The organism is Tardiphaga sp. OK245 (assembly GCF_900108575.1).
Taxonomy (GTDB): domain Bacteria; phylum Pseudomonadota; class Alphaproteobacteria; order Rhizobiales; family Xanthobacteraceae; genus Tardiphaga; species Tardiphaga robiniae.
In genome coordinates this window covers 1,052,779-1,074,213 of record NZ_FNWZ01000003.1, presented here as the reverse complement: position 1 = coordinate 1,074,213, position 21,435 = coordinate 1,052,779, and the positions used below count along the sequence as shown (strand labels likewise).

Genomic DNA, 21,435 nt, shown 5'->3' with positions numbered 1-21,435 from the left:
CTCATCACGTCTTTCTCACTGAGAAAGCGCAGCTTTTTCCGCTGGGCGAAAGAATTCGGCGGCACCATTTCAGCGCGTCATGCAATCGTCAATCGGAAATTGACGGTTTGCCGCAGGCCATTGGTCGAGGGGAAGGACGGAGCACCGCCGGTGGGTTACCCCCCGGTCACGCTCATATGCCGGCTGACGCTCGGCCGGTTGTGGCGTCGATCGATGATGAAATCGTGCCCCTTCGGCTTCAGGCCGATGGCGCGGTCGATCGTGGCGTTCAGGAGGTCGTTGTCGGCGGAAGCGCGCAGTGGCTTGCGCAGATCGGACGCATCCTCGTGGCCCAGGCAGGTATGGATCGTGCCGGTGCAGGTAATGCGGACGCGGTTGCAGGATTCGCAGAAATTGTGGGTCATCGGCGTGATGAAGCCGATCTTGCCGCCGGTCTCGGCGACGCGAACATAGCGGGCAGGACCGCCGGTATCGTCGGGCAGATCGGTCATCGTGAACTGACTGGCCAGGCGTGCGCGCAGCATAGACAGCGGCACATACTGGTCGATGCGGCCTTCGCCGATATCGCCCATCGGCATCACTTCGATCAGCGTCAGCGCCATATCGCGGCCGTGGGCCCATTCGATCAATGAGGGGATCTCGTCCTCATTCATGTTCTTCAAGGCGACGGCATTGATCTTCACGGCCAGGCCCGCAGCCTGCGCCGCGTCGATACCGGCCAGCACCTTGTTGAGGTCGCCCCAGCGCGTAATGGCGCGGAATTTCGCGGGGTCGAGCGTGTCCAGGGAGACGTTGATGCGCTTCACGCCGCAATCGGCCAGTTCATCGGCATACTTGGCGAGCAACGAGCCGTTGGTGGTCAGCGTCAGCTCTTTCAGCGCGCCGGTCTTGAGGTGGCGCGACAGCGAACGCACCAGACCCATCACATTGCGCCGGACCAGTGGCTCGCCGCCGGTTAGCCGCAGCTTGGTAACGCCCTTGGCGATGAATGCGGAACAGAGCCGGTCGAGCTCTTCCAGCGTCAGCAGGTCGGCCTTGGGCAGGAAGGTCATGTCTTCCGACATGCAGTAGAAGCAGCGCAGATCGCAGCGGTCCGTCACCGAGACACGCAGATAGTTGATCCGCCGGCCGAACGGGTCGGTCATGGCAGAGGAGGCCAGGGCGGGGCTCAACTCGGAGACGGTCATTCAGATGCCTGACTGCAAAACATGAATTGCTCGCGCGGCGAAAAACGCCGCACGTTCAATCTAGTCACGGGTTGCAGCTGGCACAATCACGCCAACGTATATGTTTGGTGGATCAGCGAGGGGCGGGGAACGGCGAGCCCGCCGCAGATGCGGCGGCCGCCGGGGCCGCGGCAGGCGCTGCTGCACGCTTGGCAGCCTTGCGGGCGCGGCGCGGCGGCGTCGCAGGCTGCAGTTCGGCGACGACCGGGCTCGGATCGACTGTGGTCCGTGCCGGCGAGGTGAAATCCCCGGGAACGCGGGTGACGGTCACCGGAACTGTCATCGGCTGGAATTTTGCGAGGGTAAAGGTTGCGCTGAACCCGGTTTCCGTTGCCAGAGGCAGCGAGCACGGCGTCTTGCAGCTCGGGCCAATGGACGTGACCACCTCTGCGCCGGGCGGAACCGAGTCGAATTGCACGGTAACCGGTTCCGGTGCCGACTTGAATGCGTCCATGGAGAACGACGTGCAACCGGCCAGGCTCAAGCCTGCCGCTGCCAAAACTATTACTCTACGCATGGGTATATCCGTCACGTTTTGCGGCTAGCCGCCATCCCCGGGCAACCATAGGAGCGTCGCACATATGACGCAACACGCAGGCCGCTTATAGTTAATTGATGGTTAACGAAATCGCCGAACAACCTGAGAAACTCAATTATCTGAACAGGCTAGGCGAGGCGGTGGGGCAACAGGCGGTCGACAGTCGCCGGTAGGTCACGGAAATGGTCGATCACGATGTCGGGCTTGAGCTCGATAATCGGGACATCGGTATAGCCGAATGTAACGCCGATCACCGGGACATTGGCCCGCCGCGCCACACCGACATCGGGGCCGGCATCGCCGACCATGACAACGGACGACATCATGCCACCGGCACGCGCTACCGTCTGCTGCAGGATGACAGGATCGGGCTTCGCGACGCCGAAGGTGTCGGCGCCGCAGATCGCCGCAAATCGGTTGGTCAGCTCCAGCTTGTCGAGCAGCAGCTTCGACAACCATTCCAGCTTGTTGGTGCAGACCGCGAAGCGGTAGCCACGCCCCGCCATCTCGTCGAGGGCGCCAATCAGCCCCTCGAAGGGGCGCGACTCGTCAGCGATATGCTCCGCGTAATAAGCGATGAAATCCTCGGTCAGGCGTGTGACCTCGTCCGGGGTCATTTCCCGCCCTTCAAGCTCGAGCCCGCGTTCGATCAGGCGCCGGGCGCCCTGGCCGATCATTTTCCGCGCAGATTCCAACGGGACGGGGGCCAACCCCTCCTGATGAAGCACATGATTCAGCGCGCTGATGAGATCAGGGGCGGTATCGACGAGGGTACCGTCGAGGTCGAAAACGACGAGGGGAGCTTGGGTCATGAGCGGATCGCTACCGGTCCCCGGCTGATCCCGCAAGGGGGGCGGACGTAGCCCAGCATCCCCCTGGGAATGCAGGCCTGCATTCCCAGGGAAAGCACGCCCTTCGCCCTGTTCCTTGCCCCCAAACGTCGCTAGATATGCGGCGCATCCCGTCCGCGGGACCAATTGTGAACCGCAAGGACCGCCGCGCCGATGAATATGGACGAGCTGAAACGACAGGCTGCCGCCAAGGCGCTCGAACATGTGCGTGATGGCATGAAGCTCGGACTCGGCACGGGATCGACAGCGAAGCACTTCGTCGAACTGCTCGGTGAACGCGTGGCGGGCGGTCTCAAGGTTATTGGCGTTCCGACGTCCGAGGCCACGCGGGCCGATGCGCAGCGTTGCGGCGTGCCGCTGACCACACTCGACGAGGTCGATCGGCTCGATCTCACGGTCGACGGTGCCGACGAAGTCGATCCGGCGCTGAATCTCATCAAGGGCGGCGGCGGCGCATTGCTCCGCGAGAAGATCGTGGCGGCGGCGTCCGACCGCATGATTGTCATCGCCGACGATTCCAAGTGGGTACCGACCCTCGGCCGCTTCCCGCTGCCTGTGGAAGTGATCCCGTTCGGCCTGTCGGCCACGCGCCGCGCGATTGCCGATGTGTTCGCCAAGTGCGGGTTGCACGGCGAAATGGCCATTCGCAGCGGCAAGGACGGCCATGCTTTCGTCACCGATGGCGGCCACTGGATCATCGACGCCCGGCTCGGGACCATCACCGATGCGCCCCGCCTGGCCGGGCTGCTCGGCGCCATTCCGGGCGTGGTCGAGCACGGTCTGTTTATCGGTCTGGCAAGCACCGCCATGCTGGCAGGATCGCAAGGAATTCGCGTTTTCGAGCGTCCGTAACGGCGCAATCAAGGAGAATTGGAATGAAGAAGCTCTCGCACATGCTGCTGTCCGCCGGTCTGGCGCTCAGCGTTGCAGTGATCGCGCTGCCGGTCTCCGCGCAGCAGGCGTCTCCGGAAGGACAGGCGCGGCCGATCAAGCCGGCGTCGCCAGCTGCGATCGCTTACGCCAAGGAAATTCTGGCGATGAAGAACGCCAGCGCGATGTATGCCAATGCCGTGCCGAACATGGTTCAGCGCGTCAAGGATTCGCTGCTGCAGAGCAATCTGAACTATCAGAAAGATCTCAATGAGGTCGCCATCACCATCGCGCAGACGATGGCCGGGCGCGACAAGGAGATCACCGAGCAGATGGCGAAGATCTATGCCAGCGACTTCACAGAGGCGGAGTTGAAGGACCTTGCGACTTTCTACAAGTCGCCGCTCGGCCAGAAACTTCTGGTGCAGGAGCCCCAGTCGATTTCCGCCAGCATGACCTATATGCAGCAGTGGGCGCAGCAGTTTTCGGAGCAGGTCAACGGCCTGTTCCGCGCTGAAATGCGCAAGCGCGGCAAGGAAATCTAAGGGCGTAAGCTGAGGCCCGTCATCCCGGGCCTCAGCCCGCAGTTCGGAGCGATCATGGCTGACGTGGACGTCGATCTGTTTGTCATTGGTGGCGGTTCAGGCGGCGTGCGCGCCGCCCGTATCGCTGCCGGCTACGGCGCGAAGGTCATGGTGGCCGAGGAATATCGCTTCGGCGGCACCTGCGTGATCCGCGGCTGCGTGCCGAAGAAGCTGATGGTCTATGCCTCGCATGTCCAGCGCGAGATCGACGATGCTGCCGGTTTCGGATGGACCATTCCGACGGCAACATTCGACTGGTCGACCTTCATCGCCAACAAGGACAAGGAGATCGCCCGACTCGAGGGCATCTATCAGTCCAATGTGGAGAAGACCGGCGCGACGACCGTCAAGACCCGCGCAGTGTTCGAGGATCCGCACACGCTGCGGCTCGGCACCGGCGAGACGGTGAACGCCAAGCATATCCTGATTGCGACCGGCGGCGCGCCCAATCATGGGCCGGTGATTCCCGGCATCGAGCATGTGATCTCCTCCAACGAGGTGTTTCATCTGCCCGAACTGCCGAAGCGCATCGTGATCCAGGGCGGCGGCTATATCGCGCTCGAATTCGCCTGCATCTTTGCAGGATTGGGCTCCGACGTGACGGTGATCTATCGCGGCGACAACATCCTGCGCGGTTTCGATGAGGACGTGCGCGCCCATGTCCGCAGCGAGATGGAAAAGGATGGCATCACCATCCTGACCGGCTGCACGGTGACCAAGGTCGATAAGCACCGGCACGAATTCACGACGCATTTGTCCAGCGGCGCAAGCATCGCGTCCGATCAGGTGTTGTTCGCGATCGGGCGCAATCCGAATACCGCCAATCTCGGCCTCGAGAAGGCTGGCGTTGCGCTCAAGCCCGCCCATGGCGGCATCATCGTCAACGAGTTCTCGCAGACCAATGTGCCGCATATCTACGCGGTCGGTGACGTCACCAATCGGGTCAACCTGACGCCGGTGGCGATCCGCGAAGGCCATGCCTTTGCCGATACGGTGTTCGGCAAGAAGACCGTGAAGGTCGATCACAGCAATATCCCGACCGCGGTGTTCACCCAGCCGGAGGTCGGCACTGTCGGTATGAGCGAAGAAGAGGCGCGCGCCATCTTCAGCCACGTCGATATCTACAAGACCAATTTCCGGTCGATCAAATCGACGATTTCAGGCAGCGAAAGCCGCGTGCTGATGAAGCTGGTGGTCGACGGTGCGACGGATATCGTGGTCGGCGCCCATATCGTCGGACCGGAGGCGGCCGAACTCATCCAGGTGCTGGGCATCTGCGTGAAGCTGAAGGCCACCAAGGCTGACTTCGACGCCACGGTGGCGGTGCATCCGAGTGCGGCCGAGGAGCTGGTGACGATGCGCACGCCCACCGCACGCTACGTGCGCGAAGCCGCGGAGTAACACCAGCCCTCATGGTGAGGAGCGCGCCCTTGCGCGCGTCTCGAACCATGAGATGCAACGTATCGGTGTTTGTGGCCATCCTTCGAGACGCGGTCGAAGACGACCGCTCCTCAGGATGAGGGCGGATCGATGATCTGCGGCTTTAATGATGTGCCCCTAATCTTCCATCTGGATCCATTCGGCGGCGCCGCGCCACAGCGTGTCACGGTGCTCCGGCCGGAAGAATCCAAAATGGCCGACCTTTTTCGAGCCGGCCTCGATAGGGCGGATACTGTCGATCTCCGGCTTGATCGACGTGAAGCCGGCGCAGAGCATTTCCACGGCGGCGCGTGTCGCCCATGGATCGTCTGAAAAGCTCAGGGCCCGCATCTCGCCGCGGTAGCGCGGAAAGTTCGCCAGTGCCCGCAGTTTGCTGTCGTCGAAGAAGTAGCGATCGCTGGTGACCCAGCCCGCCCATTCCAGAAACACGTCGCGTGGCAGATCGTAGCCGAGCCCGATCCTGCCGGGCGCATAGCCGATGACGCGCGCCAGCGGCGCGCCGACGAATTTCATGAGCGCATAGATGCGGTAGCCCTCAGGCGGCGTCATCAGTCGCCAGGTGCCGGCTTGTGCCGCGATGAGCAGGGCGCGTGACACCTCGGAATTGTTGGGGATCAGGCCGAGCGCCTGACCGCCGAAGGAGTGACCGACAAAGGCAAGTGGCATTGCCTTGTAGCGCTCGCGCATCCAGGTCACCGCGGCGGTAACATCGAGCGCAGCCCAGTCGGTCATGGACGCCTTGAAGCCGACCAGCGCGTTCGACCGGCCGGACAGGGGGGCGGCCTTGGGCCGCGAATCCCCGGTGCCGCGGTAGTCATAGGTCAGCACGGCACAGCCGCGGCTCGCGAGGTAGCTGGCGAAGCCTCTGTAGATTTTGCGGGGAACGGCGGTTGCGGAATTGATCAGAACCGCGTGGGTGCGGGCGCCGCGGGGCAGGTACAGCGTCGCGCCCAACGAATAGCCGTCGGTCGCCTGGAAGGTGATGTCATCGGCAAAAGCGTCGTCCAGTGCAGCCTCCGACACCGCAGTTTCTCCCATGGTGTCCCATATGTTCCTTACCCGGGCCTAGCAAATGCGAATTCGGCTTTGGCTGCAAGGGCTTGGGGCGCAATGTGGATTTCGAACTGGCGATCCCCATCTACGCTGTGTATAACGCGGCCTCCGCAGCCATAAAGCGCGGTTTTCAGGAGAGAAGTGATGTCCGAGCGGTGGACGCCCGATAGCTGGCGCGGCAAGCCCGTGCTGCAAATGCCGGAATACCCGGATCTCAAGGCCCTTGGCGATGTCGAGGCGCAGCTTGCCACGTTTCCGCCGCTGGTTTTTGCAGGCGAAGCCCGCAATCTGAAGAAGTCGCTCGCCCGCGTGGCCGCCGGCGAAGCGTTCCTGCTGCAGGGCGGCGATTGCGCCGAGAGCTTTGCCGAACACGGCGCCAACAATATCCGCGATTTCTTCCGCGCCTTCCTGCAGATGTCGGTGGTGCTGACCTATGCCGGCGCGCTGCCCGTGGTGAAGATCGGCCGTATCGCCGGTCAGTTCGCCAAGCCGCGGTCGTCGCCGATGGAGAAGCTCGACGGTGTCGAACTGCCGAGCTATCGCGGTGATATCATCAATGACATCGCCTTCACGCCAGAATCGCGCGTGCCCGACCCACAGCGCCAGCTGATGGCCTATCGCCAGTCGGCGGCGACGCTGAATCTGCTGCGCGCTTTCGCGACCGGCGGCTTCGCCAATCTCGGCAGCGTGCACCAGTGGATGCTCGGCTTCCTGAAGGATTCGCAGCAATCGCGCCGTTACAAGGAACTAGCCGACCGCATCTCGGATGCGCTGAACTTCATGCGCGCCTGCGGCCTCAATCTGGAAAGCCACCCGGAACTGCGGTCGACGGATTTCTACACCAGCCACGAAGCGCTGTTGCTCGGCTATGAGCAGGCCTTCACGCGCGTCGATTCCACGACGGGCGACTGGTACGCGACCTCCGGCCACATGATCTGGATCGGCGACCGCACTCGTCAGCTCGATCATGCCCATGTCGAATACTTCCGTGGCATCAAGAATCCGATCGGCCTGAAGTGCGGCCCGTCGCTGAAGCCGGATGAACTGCTGAAGCTGATCGACGTCCTCAATCCGGACAATGAGCCCGGCCGCCTGACGCTGATCAACCGCTTCGGCCACGAGAAGGTTGGGGAGCATCTGCCGGGCTTCATCCGCGCGGTGCAGAAGGAAGGGCGCTCGGTGGTATGGTCGTGCGATCCGATGCACGGCAACACCATCACGTCGAATTCCGGCTACAAGACCCGTCCATTCGATCGTATCCTGTCCGAGGTGAAGTCGTTCTTCCAGATCCATGCCGCCGAAGGCACCCATCCGGGCGGCGTGCATCTGGAGATGACCGGCCAGAACGTGACGGAATGCACCGGTGGCGCGCGCGCCATTTCGGATGAGGACCTCAACGACCGCTACCACACGGTCTGCGATCCCCGTCTGAATGCCGAGCAATCCATCGACATGGCGTTCCTGATCGCCGAATTGCTGAAGACGTCCCGCGTCGACAGGGCGGAGCCGCTGCCGGTGGCATCGGGTCTCTAAACTTGTCGCGCCTCTGGCGGGCCTGCATCAATACCTGGAATGGCCTGACCTTCGCGACGCGATCGGAGCAGGCCATTCGCGAGGAGCTGTTTGCACTGCTCCTCGCGTTGCCGCTGTCATTTCTCATCGGCACCACCGCAGCGCGTCGGCTCGAGCTGGTGGCGGTGGTTTTGCTGCTGCTCACCGTCGAACTGCTCAACACCGCCATCGAGAAACTGGCCGACCGGCTCACCACCGAACACGATCCGCAGATCGGGCGTGTGAAGGATATGGGATCGGCGGCCGTCGGCGTCGCACTTGTGATCGCCGGCATGACCTGGCTGTATGCGCTCGGTGAGCGCATAGGCATCTTCTAATCCTGCAGTTGCGAAGGATGAGCCGGTAGGCTTGGATGTTTCCATGACAGAATTGACGCGCTTCACGGTCACACTCGCCCAGCTCAATCCCATCGTCGGTGACATCACCGGCAATGCCGCCAAGGCGCGCGCTGCGCGGGCGCAGGCCAAAGCCGACGGCGCGACGCTGATCGTGTTTCCTGAATTGTTCATCGCCGGCTATCCGCCGGAAGATCTGGTGCTGAAGCCGGCCTTTCAGGCGGCCTGCCGCGCAGCCATCGAGGAGCTGGCGCGCGAGACCGCGGACGGGGGTCCGGCTGTGTTGATCGGCTCGCCCTGGGTCGATGGCGGCAAGCTCTACAATGCCTGCGCGCTGCTCGACGACGGCCGCATCAGCGCGATCCGTTTCAAGGTCAATCTGCCGAATTACGGCGTGTTCGACGAGAAGCGCGTCTTCGCGCGCGGCTCGGTCTCGGGACCCGTCACCATCCGCGGCCTGCGCGTCGGCGTGCCGATCTGCGAAGACACCTGGATGGAAGAGTCCGCCGACTACGAAGACGTGGTCGAGACGCTGACCGAGACCGGCGCCGAAATCCTGATCGTGCCGAACGGTTCGCCATATGCCCGCGGCAAGACGGATCTGCGCTTGTCGGTGCAGGTCGCCCGCGTCACCGAGAGCCATTTGCCGATGGTCTATCTCAACCAGGTCGGCGGTCAGGACGAACTGGTGTTCGACGGCGCGAGCTTTGTGCTCAATGCCGACCGCTCGCTGGGTGCGCAATTGCCGTCCTTCACCGAGAGCGTCACAACGCTGACATTCGAGAAGATCGACGGCCACTGGCGCTGCGACGGACCGATCGCACCGGTACCGGAAGGCGACGAGGGCGACTACGCCGCCTGTGTGCTTGGCTTGCGCGATTACGTCAACAAGAACGGCTTCCCCGGCGTGCTGATGGGCATCTCCGGCGGTATCGACTCCGCGCTTTGCGCCGCGATCGCCGTGGATGCGCTCGGCGCCGACCGCGTGCGCGGCATCATGCTGCCATTCCGCTACACCGCGCAGGTGTCGCTCGACGATGCCGACAAGCTCGCGAAGGCGCTGGGTTTCCGTTACGAGATCCTGCCCATCGCCGATGCGGTCAACGGCTTCGAGAAGATCCTTGCCGATACCTTCAAGGGTCTCGCGCGCGACATCACCGAAGAGAACCTGCAGGCGCGCACCCGCGGTACGCTGTTGATGGCCGTCTCCAACAAGACCGGCGCGATGGTCGTCACGACAGGTAACAAGTCGGAAATGTCGGTCGGCTATGCCACGCTCTATGGCGACATGAATGGCGGATTCAATCCGATCAAGGATCTCTACAAGACCCAGGTGTTCCGTATCTCGACCTTGCGCAATTCATGGAAGCCCGAAGGCGCGCTCGGTCCTGATGGCGAAGTGATCCCCAACAACATCATTATCCGTCCGCCCACGGCCGAACTGCGCGAAAACCAGACCGACCAAGACTCGCTACCCCCCTACGATATTCTCGATGGCATTCTCGAACGCCTCGTCGAACGCGAAGAGCCGCTGTCGGAGATCGTCGCGGCCGGTTACGAGAAAGACGTTGTGACGCGCGTCGATCGGCTGCTCAACATCGCCGAATACAAGCGCCGGCAGGCGGCACCGGGCGTGAAAGTGACGCGGAAGAACTTTGGCAGGGATCGCCGCTATCCGATCACCAACAAGTTTCGCGATCTGGCCAATCCATTGCCGAAGCCGGACGAAGATCTTGTCACGCGCGCCAGCAAGGGCTCGGCGGAAGCGTTTGACGGATAGGCCGCGCGCCGTTTAGCGCGGCGCGTTGTTCGGCAGGAATTGCGGGCCGACCGTGCGGATCTGACCAGGAGTGGACGGTGTCGCCGGTTGCGCGGGAACTGCTGCTGCAGGCGCCTCCGGTGCTGCGCCCTTCTTCAAGGCGGCAGGCGTGCCCTTTTGCGGCTGCGACATCCGCTTGGCACGTTCCTCGGTGACGATGATGTCGCCATTCTCCGCTGCCGATTTGTCGTCGACATTCTTCAACGCCTCGGACCATGTCTGGCCCTGCGCCTTGCAGGAGCACGACGGGTTGAATTCGGTGCGATACTTGAAAGCGTTCGGCGACGACGAATAGGGCTGACCCGACACCGAGACAGCCGAGTTCATGTCCTCACCGGGGTTGCGATAGGTGAACAGGTTGGCGTCGGAGGCCGGGCAGAGATTCTTGCAGGTCCGCTCGTCATCGCCGAAACGCGCCGGGATCGTCGCGAACGAGATCGGGAAATAGAAGCCATCGCAGGTGCGCACGCAGACGGTCCGATAGGTGCCAGACGGAACGGGGCTCATGTTGCCGTCCAGCGGCGGCGCGCCGGGGCTTGGCTCGTTGTTGCCGAACAGGTTGCTCAGGAAACCGCCGGGGCCTGAGTTCTGCGGCGCGGCGCGCTGCGCAGCGGCGGCGTATTGAGGGCCGCAATTGTTCTGCGCGAGGGCCAGCAGCACCGAGCGGCGCTGGGTATCACGGTCCGAACTGCCGGGCGTGCCGACGCGCAGGCGTTCGAGATTGCTGGTGATCTGATCCAGATTGCCGCGCATCTGCTGGATCTGGTTATTGACCGGGCCGCACTGCTGCGACTGGCCGTTGAACAGCGAGAAGAAGCCGGAACTGTCGCAGCCCATCCGCTTGGCCTGCGCCGAGACGCGGTCGAGCTCGCTCTGCTGCTTGGACGCGGCGTCCTCATAGCGGCGAAGCTGTTCGGCGCGCGCGGGATCGAGGCCGTTGCCGCGATCGATGGTCGCAAGCTGCGCCTCGAGGCGCCCGCACATGGGATTGGCAGAGCCCTGCTGCTGCGCCTGGCTCGGCGGATAGACCTGCTGCGCGGGATAGGCCGGGGGCGGTCCGTTCTGCGCCGATGCAGGAGTGCCCAGCGACAGCGCACCAACCAGTGCGGCACCAACGAAAGCCCAGCGAGAAAGGGAAGCAGTCACAGTGTCAGACATATCCGGCCAATGCGCGAGTCAGAAGCGAGCGAGACAGAAACAAGCGGGGTGGTGCGGCATCGCGCGTCGATACCGCCGCCAACCTCTCGCCGACGTTGCCAGACGCGCGCGATGAAAATGCGGCGGCGAACGCGGCTTTCCATAGCTGCTTCTCGCGGCAGGGTCACGTCGTTTCCGGGGCCTCACTGTGGCCGCAAGCGTGACGCAAGAAAGTCGCAAGCCGCGGGATGTCAGCGCTGGCAGGTAATCGCAACGAATTCGTCGCATTTGCCGTGATGGCAGGCGCTGCCTGACGTCGGGACCGAGCCGGTCACTTCATCGGGATCGATGCGGCGATAGGCGACTGCCTGGTCGAAGGCGCGCGATTTGCAATAGGACAGGGCGGCATGCGCGCCGCACTTCTCGCCGCGGGCGAGGCACTGGTCGATACCGTAACCGTCAGACTGGTTGGCGATGATGAAGACGCGGGAATCGGCAAAGGCCGAGGAGGCCGCCAGAACAAATGCCGCCGTCAGAACGACTGAAATGGATTTCATAACTCACCGAATGAATGAGGAAATTCGCCCTCATTCGATACGCCCCAAAGATTAATAATCATTAACCATGGGCGGCGTAGCGATGGATTGAGGCCGAAATCAGCCCTTTGCGGCATAGTTCCACACCCTTGACGGGCCACCTGGGGTTGCCCCATGGTGCCCCGATGAACGGTTCTCTCGCCATTTGTGGCATTTGCCGCGAGATTAAGAGCTAGCGATTCGCTGGCTGAGGCCGTCTTTTCTCACACGAGATCATTGGACGCCCCGGCCGCTAGGGATGGGACTTCCATGGATTTGCGTCTGTACGACACTCTGACCCGCGAGAAGCGTGTCTTCACGCCGATCGATGCCGACAACGTCCGGATGTATGTCTGCGGACCGACGGTCTACGACTTCGCCCATATCGGCAATGCGCGCCCGGTCATCGTGTTCGACGTGCTGTACCGGCTGCTGCGATACGTCTACGGAGTCGACAAAGTAACCTATGTCCGCAACATCACCGACGTCGATGACAAGATCAACGACCGCGCGCTGCGCGATTTTCCGGGCTTGCCGCTGAACGAGGCGATCCGCCGGGTCACCGAGACCACGGCCAATCAGTTTCAGGCCGACGTCGAAGCGCTAGGCTGCCTGTCGCCGACGGTGCAGCCGCGGGCCACGGACTTCGTGCTGCCGCGACCCGACGGCAAGACCGATATGGTGACGCTGATCAGGGAATTGATCGCGCGCGGCCACGCCTATGAGGCTGCGGGCGAAGTGCTGTTCGACACCCAGTCTATGGCCGACTATGGCGCACTCTCCGGCCGCAAACTTGAAGACCAACAGGCCGGTGCGCGCGTCGCCGTCGATGCGCACAAGAAGCATCCGACCGACTTCGTGTTGTGGAAGCAGTCATCCGCCGAAGAGCCCGGCTGGGAGAGCCCATGGGGCAGGGGCCGTCCGGGCTGGCACATCGAGTGCTCGGCGATGGCGGAGGCCTATCTCGGCACGATCTTCGACATTCATGGCGGCGGCCTCGACCTGATCTTCCCGCATCATGAAAACGAAATCGCCCAATCGCGCTGCGCGCACGGTACGCATGCGATGGCGAATTACTGGATGCATAACGGCTTCCTGCAGGTCGAAGGCGAGAAGATGTCGAAGAGCCTCGGCAATTTCTTCACGATCCGCGAATTGCTGCAAGATTGGCCGGGCGAAGTGCTGCGCCTGAACATGTTGAAGACACACTATCGTTCGCCGATCGACTGGACCGTGAAAGGTTTGGAAGAAAGCGCCAAGACGCTCGATGACTGGTATTGGGTCGCGGCGGATGCAACAGGTGGCGACGTCTCCGACAAGGTGATGGAGCCGATGTTCGACGATCTGAACACGTCGCTGGCTGTTGCAGCGCTGCACGGTCTTCGCAACAGTGCGGCCGCAGGCAATGACGGCGATCGCAGCCAGTTTGCAGCGTCGTTGCGTGCGCTCGGTTTCCTGTCGGAAACGGCTGCTGCATGGAATGGACGCAAACAACAGGCCAGCGGGATCGATGCAGCAAAGGTCGATGGTTTGATTGCGGATCGCACAGCCGCGCGGGCCCGCAAGGACTTCAAGGAGTCGGATCGTATTCGCGACGAACTTGCCGCCATGGGCGTCGTCATCAAGGACTCGAAGGAAGGCACCACCTGGGAGATCGCGCGATGAGCCGACCCGACACACCGTTTCCAAAGCACTGGAAATATTACATCGCCCTCAAGTGGGCATTGATCATCGGCGCCATCGCGCTGGCGCTGAAGCTGGTGGATTTCTGGTGAGCGCGATGGGCGAGGCGAAACCGGCATTGCGACCGTTCCTGCCGGATGACACCGCAATTGCGGCTGCGATCTTCGTGGCCAGCATCGAGGAATTGACGGGCGACGACTACAGCGAAGCGCAGCAGGAAGCCTGGGCTGCAACGGTCGACGACGAAGTGGCCTTCGGCAAGCGGCTGGCGTCGCAACTCACACTGATTGCGACGCTGGACGGCGTTCCGGTCGGCTTTGCGTCGCTGAAAGGCGCCAATCACATCGATCTGCTTTACGTGCATCCGAATGCGGCCCTCCAGGGTGTGGCATCGCTGCTGATCGATGCGATCGAGAAGCTCGCAGGTGCACGCGGCGCCAAGCTGCTGACCGTCGATGCCAGCGACACCGCCGAGCCCTTCTTCAAGAAACGCGGATATATCCCGACACAGCGCAACAGCGTGCCGCTGAATGACGAGTGGCTTGCCAACACCACGATGCAGAAGACGCTGGGCGAATCCGGGGCGTCGTAAATCGAATGACGAAGGCGGGGGAGGAAGACCGATGATCGATCACATCTCCATCGCGGTCAGCAATCTCGAACGGGCCGTAGCATTCTACGAGCGCAGCTTCGCGCCGCTTGGCATGACCCGACTGGTGACACGTCCGGCAATGGTCGGGTTCGGCAAGAGCTATCCGGAAGTCTGGCTCAATCTGCGTGCAGGCATGGCGCCGCTACCGCTTGATAGCGGTGTGCATCTTTGTCTGCGTGCGAGGACGATGGATGAGGTTGATGCGTTTTATGCGGCAGCCATGGCCGCTGGCGGCGTCTCGGAAAGCGCGCCCTCGCTGCGGCCGCATGATCGCGTGCGCTACTATGCGACTTTCATCGCCGATGCCGATGGTAATCGCATCGAGGTGGTGACGTTCCCGAAGGACGACGCCACCAAGTCGTAGCAGGTCTCAGAGCCGCGTCGCGACGTCCGGAGCCAGCTTCTTGGCTTCGTCGGAAGCCAGCGCCGCAGCGGTGCGGAGCCGGGGCAGGATGTCTTCGGCACGGTCGGCCGTCAGCACGTCCAGCGGCAGTGTCGGCCGGATGAAGGCGGTCGAGCGCATGTGTTTGAGCAGCTCGAGCAGCGGCTCCCAGAAGTTATCGATATTGGCCATCAGGATCGGCTTGCTGTGGCGGCCGAGCTGCTGCCAGGTGAGCTGTTCGACCAGCTCTTCCAACGTGCCGATGCCGCCGGGCAGGGCGACGAAGGCGTCCGATCGCTCGAACATCAGCCGTTTGCGCTCATGCATGTCGTGGGTAACGATCAGTTCCTGGGCGGCGGTCAGCGCGTTTTCGCGCTTGGTTAGGAATTCCGGGATGATGCCGGTGACCCGGCCGCCATTGTCCAGCACGGACTTGGCGACCGCGCCCATCAGGCCGATGGAGCCGCCGCCATAGACTAGGCCGATGCCTTGCTCGGCCATGATCTTGCCGAGCGCGACCGCTGATTCGACGAAACTGGGATTGGTACCGGGGCCGGAGCCGCAATAGACGCAGATCGTTTTAATTGTGCTCATAGATTCCATGTGGCACTGCGGGATAACAGCGTCAAGACACGGAATGAACGTGATACGGGAAATTCCTGCCCGGGACACCTCTCCGCAGGGAAAAGAATGCTCCGCGAGGGTGCGACGTTCCGGCAAAGCGCCTATATGCATTCTAATGAAATCGACCTCCATTTTGAGCCGGCCCCGGGCCGCAGCTCCGTTCGTTCCAGGCGCCGTGCATGTCTGATTCCGATCCCGCGCTGAACGACGAGACAGTTCCTAACCCGGCCCATATCGAACGCGGCACGCTGTTCGGAACGCTCGCCCATTTGTGGCCCTATATCTGGCCGGGCGACCGCGACGACCTGAAGATGCGCGTCGTCTGGTCGATGCTGCTGCTACTGGTCGCCAAGGCGGCCACACTGACAGTGCCGTTCACCTTCAAATGGGCGATCGATGCGCTGACCGGTGCCGATACGGCTCCGGTCCAGTCCTCGAACTGGACGCTGTGGCTGATCGCATCGCCGGTCGCCATGACCGTCAGCTACGGCGCAATCCGCGTGCTGATGGCGATCTTCACGCAGTGGCGCGACGGCATCTTTGCCAAAGTGGCGATGCATGCGGTGCGCAAGCTGGCCTATCTCACCTTCGTCCATATGCACGAACTGTCGCTGCGCTTTCATCTGGAGCGCAAGACCGGTGGCCTGACGCGTGTGCTCGAACGCGGCCGCGCAGGCATCGAAGTCATCGTGCGGATGGTGATCCTGCAACTGGTGCCGACCATCGTCGAGCTGTTGCTGGTGATGGGTGTGCTGCTGTGGCAGTTCGACTGGCGCTATGTGCTGGTCGTGGCGATCACCGTGGTCGTCTACATGTACTATACGTATCTGGCGACCGAGTGGCGCATCGCCATCCGCCGCAACATGAATGAGTCCGATACCGAAGCGAATACCAAGGCCATCGACTCGCTGCTGAACTACGAGACGGTCAAATATTTCAGCGCTGAAACGCGCGAGGCCGAGCGCTATGACAAGACCGTTGAGCGTTTCGAGCGCGCCAGCGTCAAGACCTATACGTCGCTGGCTGTGCTCAATACCGGGCAGGCAATCATCTTCACGCTCGGTTTGACATCGACGATGCTGATGTGCGCGGTCGGCGTGCGCAACGGCACCCACACGGTGGGTGATTTCGTCATGATCAACGCCATGATGATCCAGCTCTACCAGCCGCTGAATTTCATGGGCATGGTGTATCGCGAGATCAAGCAGGCGATCATCGACATCGAGAAGATGTTCGGTGTCCTGAACCGCAATCCGGAAGTGAAGGATATTCCAGGAGCCAAGCCGCTGCTGGTGACGTCAGGTGCTGTGCGCTTCGACGACGTGCGTTTCGCCTATGACCCGGAGCGGCCGATCCTGAAGGGGCTCTCCTTCGACGTGCCGGCCGGCAAGACCGTCGCCATCGTCGGCCCGTCGGGCGCCGGCAAGTCGACGATCTCGCGACTGCTGTTCCGACTGTATGATGTGTCGGGCGGCACGATCTCCATCGATGGCCAGAATATCCGCAATGTCACGCAGGCCTCGTTGCGCCAGTCGATCGGCATGGTCCCGCAGGACACAGTGCTGTTCAACGACACCATCCGCTACAACATTCGCTATGGCCGTTGGGACGCAACCGACGCGGAGGTCGAGGAAGCCGCCCGTATGGCGCAGATCGACCCGTTCATCCGGATGTCGCCAAAGGGCTACGAGACCGAAGTCGGCGAACGCGGCCTGAAACTCTCCGGCGGCGAGAAGCAGCGCGTGGCCATTGCACGGACCGTGCTCAAGGCGCCGCCGATCCTGTTGCTCGACGAAGCGACGTCGGCGCTCGATAGCCATACCGAGCAGGAGATCCAGGACGCGCTGGAGAAGGTCTCGCAGGGCCGTACTTCGCTGGTGATTGCGCATCGGCTGTCCACCATCGTCGGCGCCGACGAGATCATTGTGCTCGATCAGGGCCGTATCGCCGAGCGCGGTACCCATGGCCAGTTGCTGGCGGCGGGCGGTCTCTATGCCAGCATGTGGAACCGGCAGCGCGAGGCCCAGGAGGCCCGTGAGCGGCTGGCCCAGATCGGCGACGATGCCATCGCCCCCAATCGCACCCCGCCGCCGGTCGACGACGATCGCCTGATGACGCCTGACGCGGCGGAGTGATTCTTTCTCTTTCCCTCGCCCCCGAGCGCGGCGAAGCTGCGCTTGGCGGGAGAGGGTGGATCGCCCGCGTTAGCGGGCGAGACGGGAGAGGGGGGCATGGCGAGGGATCAGGCCAAAGTTTTGCGCGCCAACATGACGGATGCCGAGCGGCAGCATTGGTATCGGTTGCGCGCGCACCGATTTCAGAGCTTCAAATTCAAGCGTCAGGTGCCGATTGGGCGATACATCGTTGATTTCGTCTGCCTTCAACGGCGCCTCGTCATTGAGGTCGATGGCGGGCAGCATGCTGACAGCAAACCGGATCAAACCCGAGACCAATGGCTTCAACAACAAGGGTTTCGCGTTCTGCGGTTCTGGAATAATGAGGTGTTCAACAACACGGATGGAGTGCTTGAGGTGATCGTTGAACATCTTGGCCATTCCGCGCCAGCCCCCTCTCCCGGCACGCCGCTACGCGTCGCGCCACCCTCTCCCGCCTGCGCAGCTTCGCTGCTTGGGGGAGAGGGGAAGAAAGATAGAGCTTAAATGTCCATCGCAAATTCCATCCGTGGCCAGATCCCGCCGATCCACAAGGAAGGCTATCCGTTCATTGGCGCCTTTGCGCTGGCGAGCCTGGTGCTGTTCTGGATCTGGACGCCGCTGGGCTGGATCGGAACGGTGCTGACGGTCTGGTGTGCGCTGTTCTTCCGCGATCCGGTGCGCGTGACCCCGACCCGCGAGGGTGTCGTGGTGTCGCCCGCCGACGGGAAAGTATCGATGGTGCAGCCGGTGCTGCCGCCGGCCGAACTCGGCCTCGGCGACCAGCCGCTGCTGCGCATCTCGGTGTTCATGAGCGTCTTCAACGTCCACGTGAACCGCAGCCCGGTGGCTGGCCGGATCGAGCGCATTGCCTATCGGCCGGGCAAGTTCATCAATGCCGAGCTGGATAAGGCCAGCGAGGACAACGAGCGCAATTCGCTGGTTATTTCGACCCCCGGCGGCCGGATCGGCGTGGTGCAGATCGCCGGGCTTGTGGCGCGCCGGATCGTGTCCTTCGTGCGCGAGGGCCAGACCCTGAGCGCCGGCGAGCGCTTTGGCCTGATCCGTTTCGGCTCCCGGCTGGATATCTACCTGCCGGAAGGCAGCAAGGCGCTGGTGGCCGTGGGGCAGACCGCGATTGCCGGCGAGACCGTGCTGGCCGATTTCAGGATCGGTGACGGCGGCCGCACCTACCGCGTCGATTAACCCCGATTTCCTGCCGGTTTGGGCGGCAGGACGCCACAATGGCGGAGCAGGGTGGGATTTGCTAGGATCACGCCATGCAAATGCCTCCTGACCAGTCTCCCGAGACGCGCCGCCGCCGGTTCCGGACCATTCCGATCCGGATGCTGGTGCCGAACATGATCACGCTGCTGGCGATCTGCGCCGGCCTGACGGCGATCCGTCTGTCCACCGAAGGGCGGATGGAACTGGCGGTTGCAGCCATCGTGTTTGCCGCCGTGCTCGATGGTGTCGATGGCCGTGTCGCCCGCATGATCAAGGGCCAGTCCAAATTCGGCGCCGAACTCGACAGCCTGGCTGACTTCGTCAATTTCGGCGTGGCACCCGGCCTGATCCTGTATTTCTGGCAGCTCCACGATCTCAGCAATGCCGGCTGGATCGCCGCGATGGTGTTCGCCATCGCCGGCAGTCTGCGGCTGGCGCGTTTCAACGCTACCATGGACGATCCGGACAAGCCGGCTTTTGCGGCCAACTTTTTCACGGGCATGCCGGCGCCGCTGGGCGCGCTCACCGTGATGCTGCCGATCTATCTGGGCTTCCTGGGCATGCCGATGCCGCCGGCCATCCTGACGACCCTCTACACGCTGCTTGTCGGCTTCCTGATGGTGTCGCGGCTGCCGGTGTTCTCCGGCAAGGCCGTGAACATGCGGGTGCCGCGTGAGCTGGTGCTGCCTGTGTTCGTCGGCGTCGTGCTCTTCATCGCGCTGCTGATCGGCTACCCTTGGCACATCCTGTCGGCGCTCTCGATCATGTATCTGCTGAGCCTTCCGCTGGGCTGGAAATCGTATCGTGATCAGGAACGCGCGCTGGCAGCGCAGTCGGTGGTCCCTGTCGATCCGGCGGCGCCCCATGCATCGACGCCCTATACGCCGGGTGCACCTGAGATCGCACCGGATGATCGGCCCGCACGCCTGAACTGATTGTCCATCTCGCGAACAATTCCTGCAGCCGTTTTCCCCTGCGATAGCAGCCAGGACGAAAGCGGCTGCATTTCGTTTTGGGCATGCAGTGAAGTCGGCTATATCCGAAGTCACTCAGCGATGACGACGTCCCGCGAAGACGGGATGCGATAATCACCCACAGGAGAAACGCCGTGACGAATTCCGCGACCGGTCCGCTGCCCGCATCCGTTCTGGAAGCACTGGGCCGCTACGACACGCCGACCATCTGCAATGCGATGGAGATCGTCGCCCCTGAGCGCCGGTTGATCGGTTACACCACGCGTCCGCTGGTTTGTCCGTTTCCCAATCTGCCGCCCATCGTCGGCTATGCGCGCACCGCGACCATTCGCGCGACCATAGCCTCCGGCCTGCCTGCCGCGGAGCAGAAGGCGCGGCGGCTCGCTTACTACGACTATGTCGGCACGGGCATCGGTCCGCGCATCAGCGTGATCCAGGATATCGACGGGCCCGACGCGGGCTATGGCGCGTTCTGGGGCGAGGTGAACAGCGCCGTGCACAGGGCGCTCGGTTGCCTCGGTGTGGTCACCGATGGCTCGATCCGTGATATCCCGCAATGGGCGCCGGACTTCCAGGCGCTCGCCGGCACGATCGGTCCGTCGCATGCGCATGTGCATGTGAGCGAGTTCGGCAATGAAATACGCGTTGCCGGCATGAGTGTCCGTTCGGACGATCTGATCCATGCCGATCAGCACGGCGCGGTTGTGATCCCGCTCGATGTCGCCGCGAAACTGCCGGAAGCGGCAGAGCTGTGCGGGCGGCGGGAGACACCCATTCTCGATATCGCGCGCAGTCCGTCATTCACGCTCGAGAAGCTGAAAGAGGCGATGGCGCGCTCGTCGGAAATACACTGAAATCCGGGTCTATTAAGACTAACGATAAAGGTTAGATGCCGATCAACCCGAACCAGCTCCGGTTGCTTGCGCGGCCGGAGGGCTTCGGGCTAACTGCCCGTTCTGCCGTGGAGACGGGTATTGGAGACGGTATTGCCTCAGACCAAGGATATGAAGAAAGCCTGGAATGAGCGCGCAAATCGTGACCCGTTCTTTTACGTCGAGACCGAGTTGTGGGATCACGATCCCGAAAAATTCTTCGCACTCGGTCGCGAACGCGCGACGCTGCTGATCGACCCTGTTCTCGCAAAATATGCAGTTGATCCCGTCGGCAAGACGGCGGTCGATATCGGCTGCGGTGTCGGACGTTTCACGCAGGCGCTTGGCCGGCGTTTCACCAGGGCTGTTGGCATCGATGTGTCCGACGTCATGGTGGAAAAGGCCAAGGCGGCGGCAGCGGCGTTCAGCAATCTCGACTTCGTCGCCGGCAATGGCGTCGTGTTTCCCTTGGCGTCCGAAACTGCGGACTTCGTGTGGTCATATGAGGTCTTTCAGCACATGCCGTCGCATGACGTCGTGAAGGCCAATCTGGTCGAGGTTGCCCGCATCCTGCGTCCATCCGCGCTTGGACTCATTCACTTCCGAACGGCGCACGAATATCCGACGATCCTCTGGCATATCGCCAAGTTCGTCCCGACACCTGTCATCCAGAAGATCAAGGCGCTGCTCGGCAAGGATCCGCTGACGGCGGATACGTCGTGGCGTGGTGCAAAGCCGTTGCCGAAGAATACGATCGCCGACTTCTGCGTGGCCGCCGGCCTCAAGCCGATCGAGTTTCTCGATGACCCGACCCACGCGCCGGGGTCACGTACCTTCGTGGTCGTCCAGCGCGCTGTTTGACGCAGCA

22 protein-coding genes are annotated in these 21,435 nt (G+C 62.6%); 15 read left to right on the top strand and 7 right to left on the bottom strand.

The window, feature by feature from the left end:
• Positions 1 to 155 precede the first annotated feature (155 nt).
• From moaA to BLW80_RS17685, 3 genes are all read right to left on the bottom strand, one after another.
• Complete coding sequence (moaA, locus tag BLW80_RS17695) at positions 156 to 1,187, bottom strand: GTP 3',8-cyclase MoaA (protein WP_093758925.1); 1,032 nt, start codon at positions 1,185 to 1,187, stop codon at positions 156 to 158.
• Between the two features lie 112 nt (positions 1,188 to 1,299).
• Positions 1,300 to 1,743 (bottom strand): hypothetical protein, encoded by a 444-nt coding sequence (locus BLW80_RS17690; protein WP_089267143.1) that lies wholly within the window; start codon positions 1,741 to 1,743, stop codon positions 1,300 to 1,302.
• A gap of 149 nt (positions 1,744 to 1,892) precedes the next feature.
• A complete protein-coding gene (locus tag BLW80_RS17685) occupies positions 1,893 to 2,576 on the bottom strand; it encodes an HAD family hydrolase (protein WP_093758924.1) in 684 nt (227 codons plus the stop codon).
• Between the two features lie 192 nt (positions 2,577 to 2,768).
• On the opposite strand from BLW80_RS17685, the gene rpiA reads away from it, so the two are divergent.
• The 3 genes from rpiA to gor are packed head-to-tail and all read left to right on the top strand — an operon-like array spanning position 2,769 to position 5,470.
• Positions 2,769 to 3,467 carry a ribose-5-phosphate isomerase RpiA gene (gene rpiA, locus BLW80_RS17680; RefSeq protein WP_093758923.1) on the top strand — a complete coding sequence of 233 codons (699 nt, stop codon included), beginning with the start codon at positions 2,769 to 2,771 and terminating at the stop codon, positions 3,465 to 3,467.
• A gap of 23 nt (positions 3,468 to 3,490) precedes the next feature.
• Positions 3,491 to 4,030, top strand: a complete 540-nt coding sequence (locus BLW80_RS17675) for a DUF2059 domain-containing protein (RefSeq protein WP_093758922.1) — start codon at positions 3,491 to 3,493, stop codon at positions 4,028 to 4,030.
• Positions 4,031 to 4,084: 54 nt separating this feature from the next.
• Positions 4,085 to 5,470: a glutathione-disulfide reductase gene (gor, locus tag BLW80_RS17670; RefSeq protein WP_093758921.1), complete on the top strand. Its 1,386-nt coding sequence runs from the start codon at positions 4,085 to 4,087 to the stop codon at positions 5,468 to 5,470.
• Positions 5,471 to 5,626: 156 nt separating this feature from the next.
• On the opposite strand, the gene BLW80_RS17665 is transcribed toward gor, so the two are convergent.
• Entirely contained in the window at positions 5,627 to 6,547 is a 921-nt protein-coding gene (locus tag BLW80_RS17665) for an alpha/beta hydrolase family protein (RefSeq protein WP_093758920.1), read from the bottom strand.
• A gap of 159 nt (positions 6,548 to 6,706) precedes the next feature.
• Between BLW80_RS17665 and BLW80_RS17660 the strand changes: the two genes are divergently transcribed.
• The 3 genes from BLW80_RS17660 to BLW80_RS17650 are packed head-to-tail and all read left to right on the top strand — an operon-like array spanning position 6,707 to position 10,249.
• A complete protein-coding gene (locus BLW80_RS17660; RefSeq protein WP_093758919.1) occupies positions 6,707 to 8,095 on the top strand; it encodes a class II 3-deoxy-7-phosphoheptulonate synthase in 1,389 nt (462 codons plus the stop codon).
• 2 nt (positions 8,096 to 8,097) lie between these two features.
• Positions 8,098 to 8,451 carry a diacylglycerol kinase gene (locus BLW80_RS17655; RefSeq protein WP_093758918.1) on the top strand — a complete coding sequence of 118 codons (354 nt, stop codon included), beginning with the start codon at positions 8,098 to 8,100 and terminating at the stop codon, positions 8,449 to 8,451.
• 43 nt (positions 8,452 to 8,494) lie between these two features.
• Positions 8,495 to 10,249 (top strand): NAD+ synthase, encoded by a 1,755-nt coding sequence (locus tag BLW80_RS17650; protein WP_093758917.1) that lies wholly within the window; start codon positions 8,495 to 8,497, stop codon positions 10,247 to 10,249.
• Between the two features lie 12 nt (positions 10,250 to 10,261).
• Here BLW80_RS17650 and BLW80_RS17645 read toward each other — a convergent pair whose 3' ends face one another.
• Positions 10,262 to 11,446 carry a DUF2865 domain-containing protein gene (locus BLW80_RS17645; protein ID WP_093758916.1) on the bottom strand — a complete coding sequence of 395 codons (1,185 nt, stop codon included), beginning with the start codon at positions 11,444 to 11,446 and terminating at the stop codon, positions 10,262 to 10,264.
• A 230-nt stretch (positions 11,447 to 11,676) separates the two neighbouring features.
• Entirely contained in the window at positions 11,677 to 11,982 is a 306-nt protein-coding gene (locus BLW80_RS17640) for a Rossmann-fold NAD(P)-binding domain-containing protein (RefSeq protein WP_093758915.1), read from the bottom strand.
• Positions 11,983 to 12,270: 288 nt separating this feature from the next.
• Between BLW80_RS17640 and cysS the strand changes: the two genes are divergently transcribed.
• The 3 genes from cysS (at position 12,271) to BLW80_RS17625 (ending at position 14,699) form a co-directional block, all read left to right on the top strand.
• Positions 12,271 to 13,665, top strand: a complete 1,395-nt coding sequence (gene cysS, locus BLW80_RS17635; protein ID WP_093758914.1) for a cysteine--tRNA ligase — start codon at positions 12,271 to 12,273, stop codon at positions 13,663 to 13,665.
• 115 nt (positions 13,666 to 13,780) lie between these two features.
• On the top strand, positions 13,781 to 14,275 hold the full coding sequence (locus tag BLW80_RS17630; RefSeq protein ID WP_093758913.1) for a GNAT family N-acetyltransferase: 495 nt from the start codon (positions 13,781 to 13,783) through the stop codon (positions 14,273 to 14,275).
• A 31-nt stretch (positions 14,276 to 14,306) separates the two neighbouring features.
• On the top strand, positions 14,307 to 14,699 hold the full coding sequence (locus BLW80_RS17625; protein ID WP_093758912.1) for a VOC family protein: 393 nt from the start codon (positions 14,307 to 14,309) through the stop codon (positions 14,697 to 14,699).
• 6 nt (positions 14,700 to 14,705) lie between these two features.
• Here BLW80_RS17625 and BLW80_RS17620 read toward each other — a convergent pair whose 3' ends face one another.
• Positions 14,706 to 15,311: an LOG family protein gene (locus BLW80_RS17620; RefSeq protein ID WP_089267321.1), complete on the bottom strand. Its 606-nt coding sequence runs from the start codon at positions 15,309 to 15,311 to the stop codon at positions 14,706 to 14,708.
• 209 nt (positions 15,312 to 15,520) lie between these two features.
• Here BLW80_RS17620 and BLW80_RS17615 point away from each other — a divergent pair, with 209 nt between their 5' ends.
• The 6 genes from BLW80_RS17615 to BLW80_RS17590 all read left to right on the top strand — a co-directional run bounded on the left by BLW80_RS17615 (position 15,521) and on the right by BLW80_RS17590 (position 21,428).
• Positions 15,521 to 17,476, top strand: coding sequence for an ABCB family ABC transporter ATP-binding protein/permease (locus BLW80_RS17615; RefSeq protein ID WP_093758911.1), 1,956 nt, complete (start codon positions 15,521 to 15,523; stop codon positions 17,474 to 17,476).
• A 96-nt stretch (positions 17,477 to 17,572) separates the two neighbouring features.
• The gene (locus BLW80_RS17610) at positions 17,573 to 18,001 is read left to right on the top strand and encodes an endonuclease domain-containing protein (RefSeq protein WP_093758910.1); all 429 of its coding nucleotides are present in this window, start codon (positions 17,573 to 17,575) and stop codon (positions 17,999 to 18,001) included.
• Positions 18,002 to 18,700, top strand: a complete 699-nt coding sequence (locus tag BLW80_RS17605; protein WP_068730577.1) for a phosphatidylserine decarboxylase — start codon at positions 18,002 to 18,004, stop codon at positions 18,698 to 18,700.
• An 80-nt stretch (positions 18,701 to 18,780) separates the two neighbouring features.
• The gene (pssA, locus tag BLW80_RS17600) at positions 18,781 to 19,656 is read left to right on the top strand and encodes a CDP-diacylglycerol--serine O-phosphatidyltransferase (RefSeq protein ID WP_093758909.1); all 876 of its coding nucleotides are present in this window, start codon (positions 18,781 to 18,783) and stop codon (positions 19,654 to 19,656) included.
• A gap of 173 nt (positions 19,657 to 19,829) precedes the next feature.
• Positions 19,830 to 20,549, top strand: a complete 720-nt coding sequence (locus BLW80_RS17595; RefSeq protein ID WP_089267160.1) for an RraA family protein — start codon at positions 19,830 to 19,832, stop codon at positions 20,547 to 20,549.
• A gap of 132 nt (positions 20,550 to 20,681) precedes the next feature.
• Positions 20,682 to 21,428, top strand: a complete 747-nt coding sequence (locus BLW80_RS17590) for a class I SAM-dependent methyltransferase (protein WP_139285849.1) — start codon at positions 20,682 to 20,684, stop codon at positions 21,426 to 21,428.
• Positions 21,429 to 21,435 lie beyond the last annotated feature (7 nt).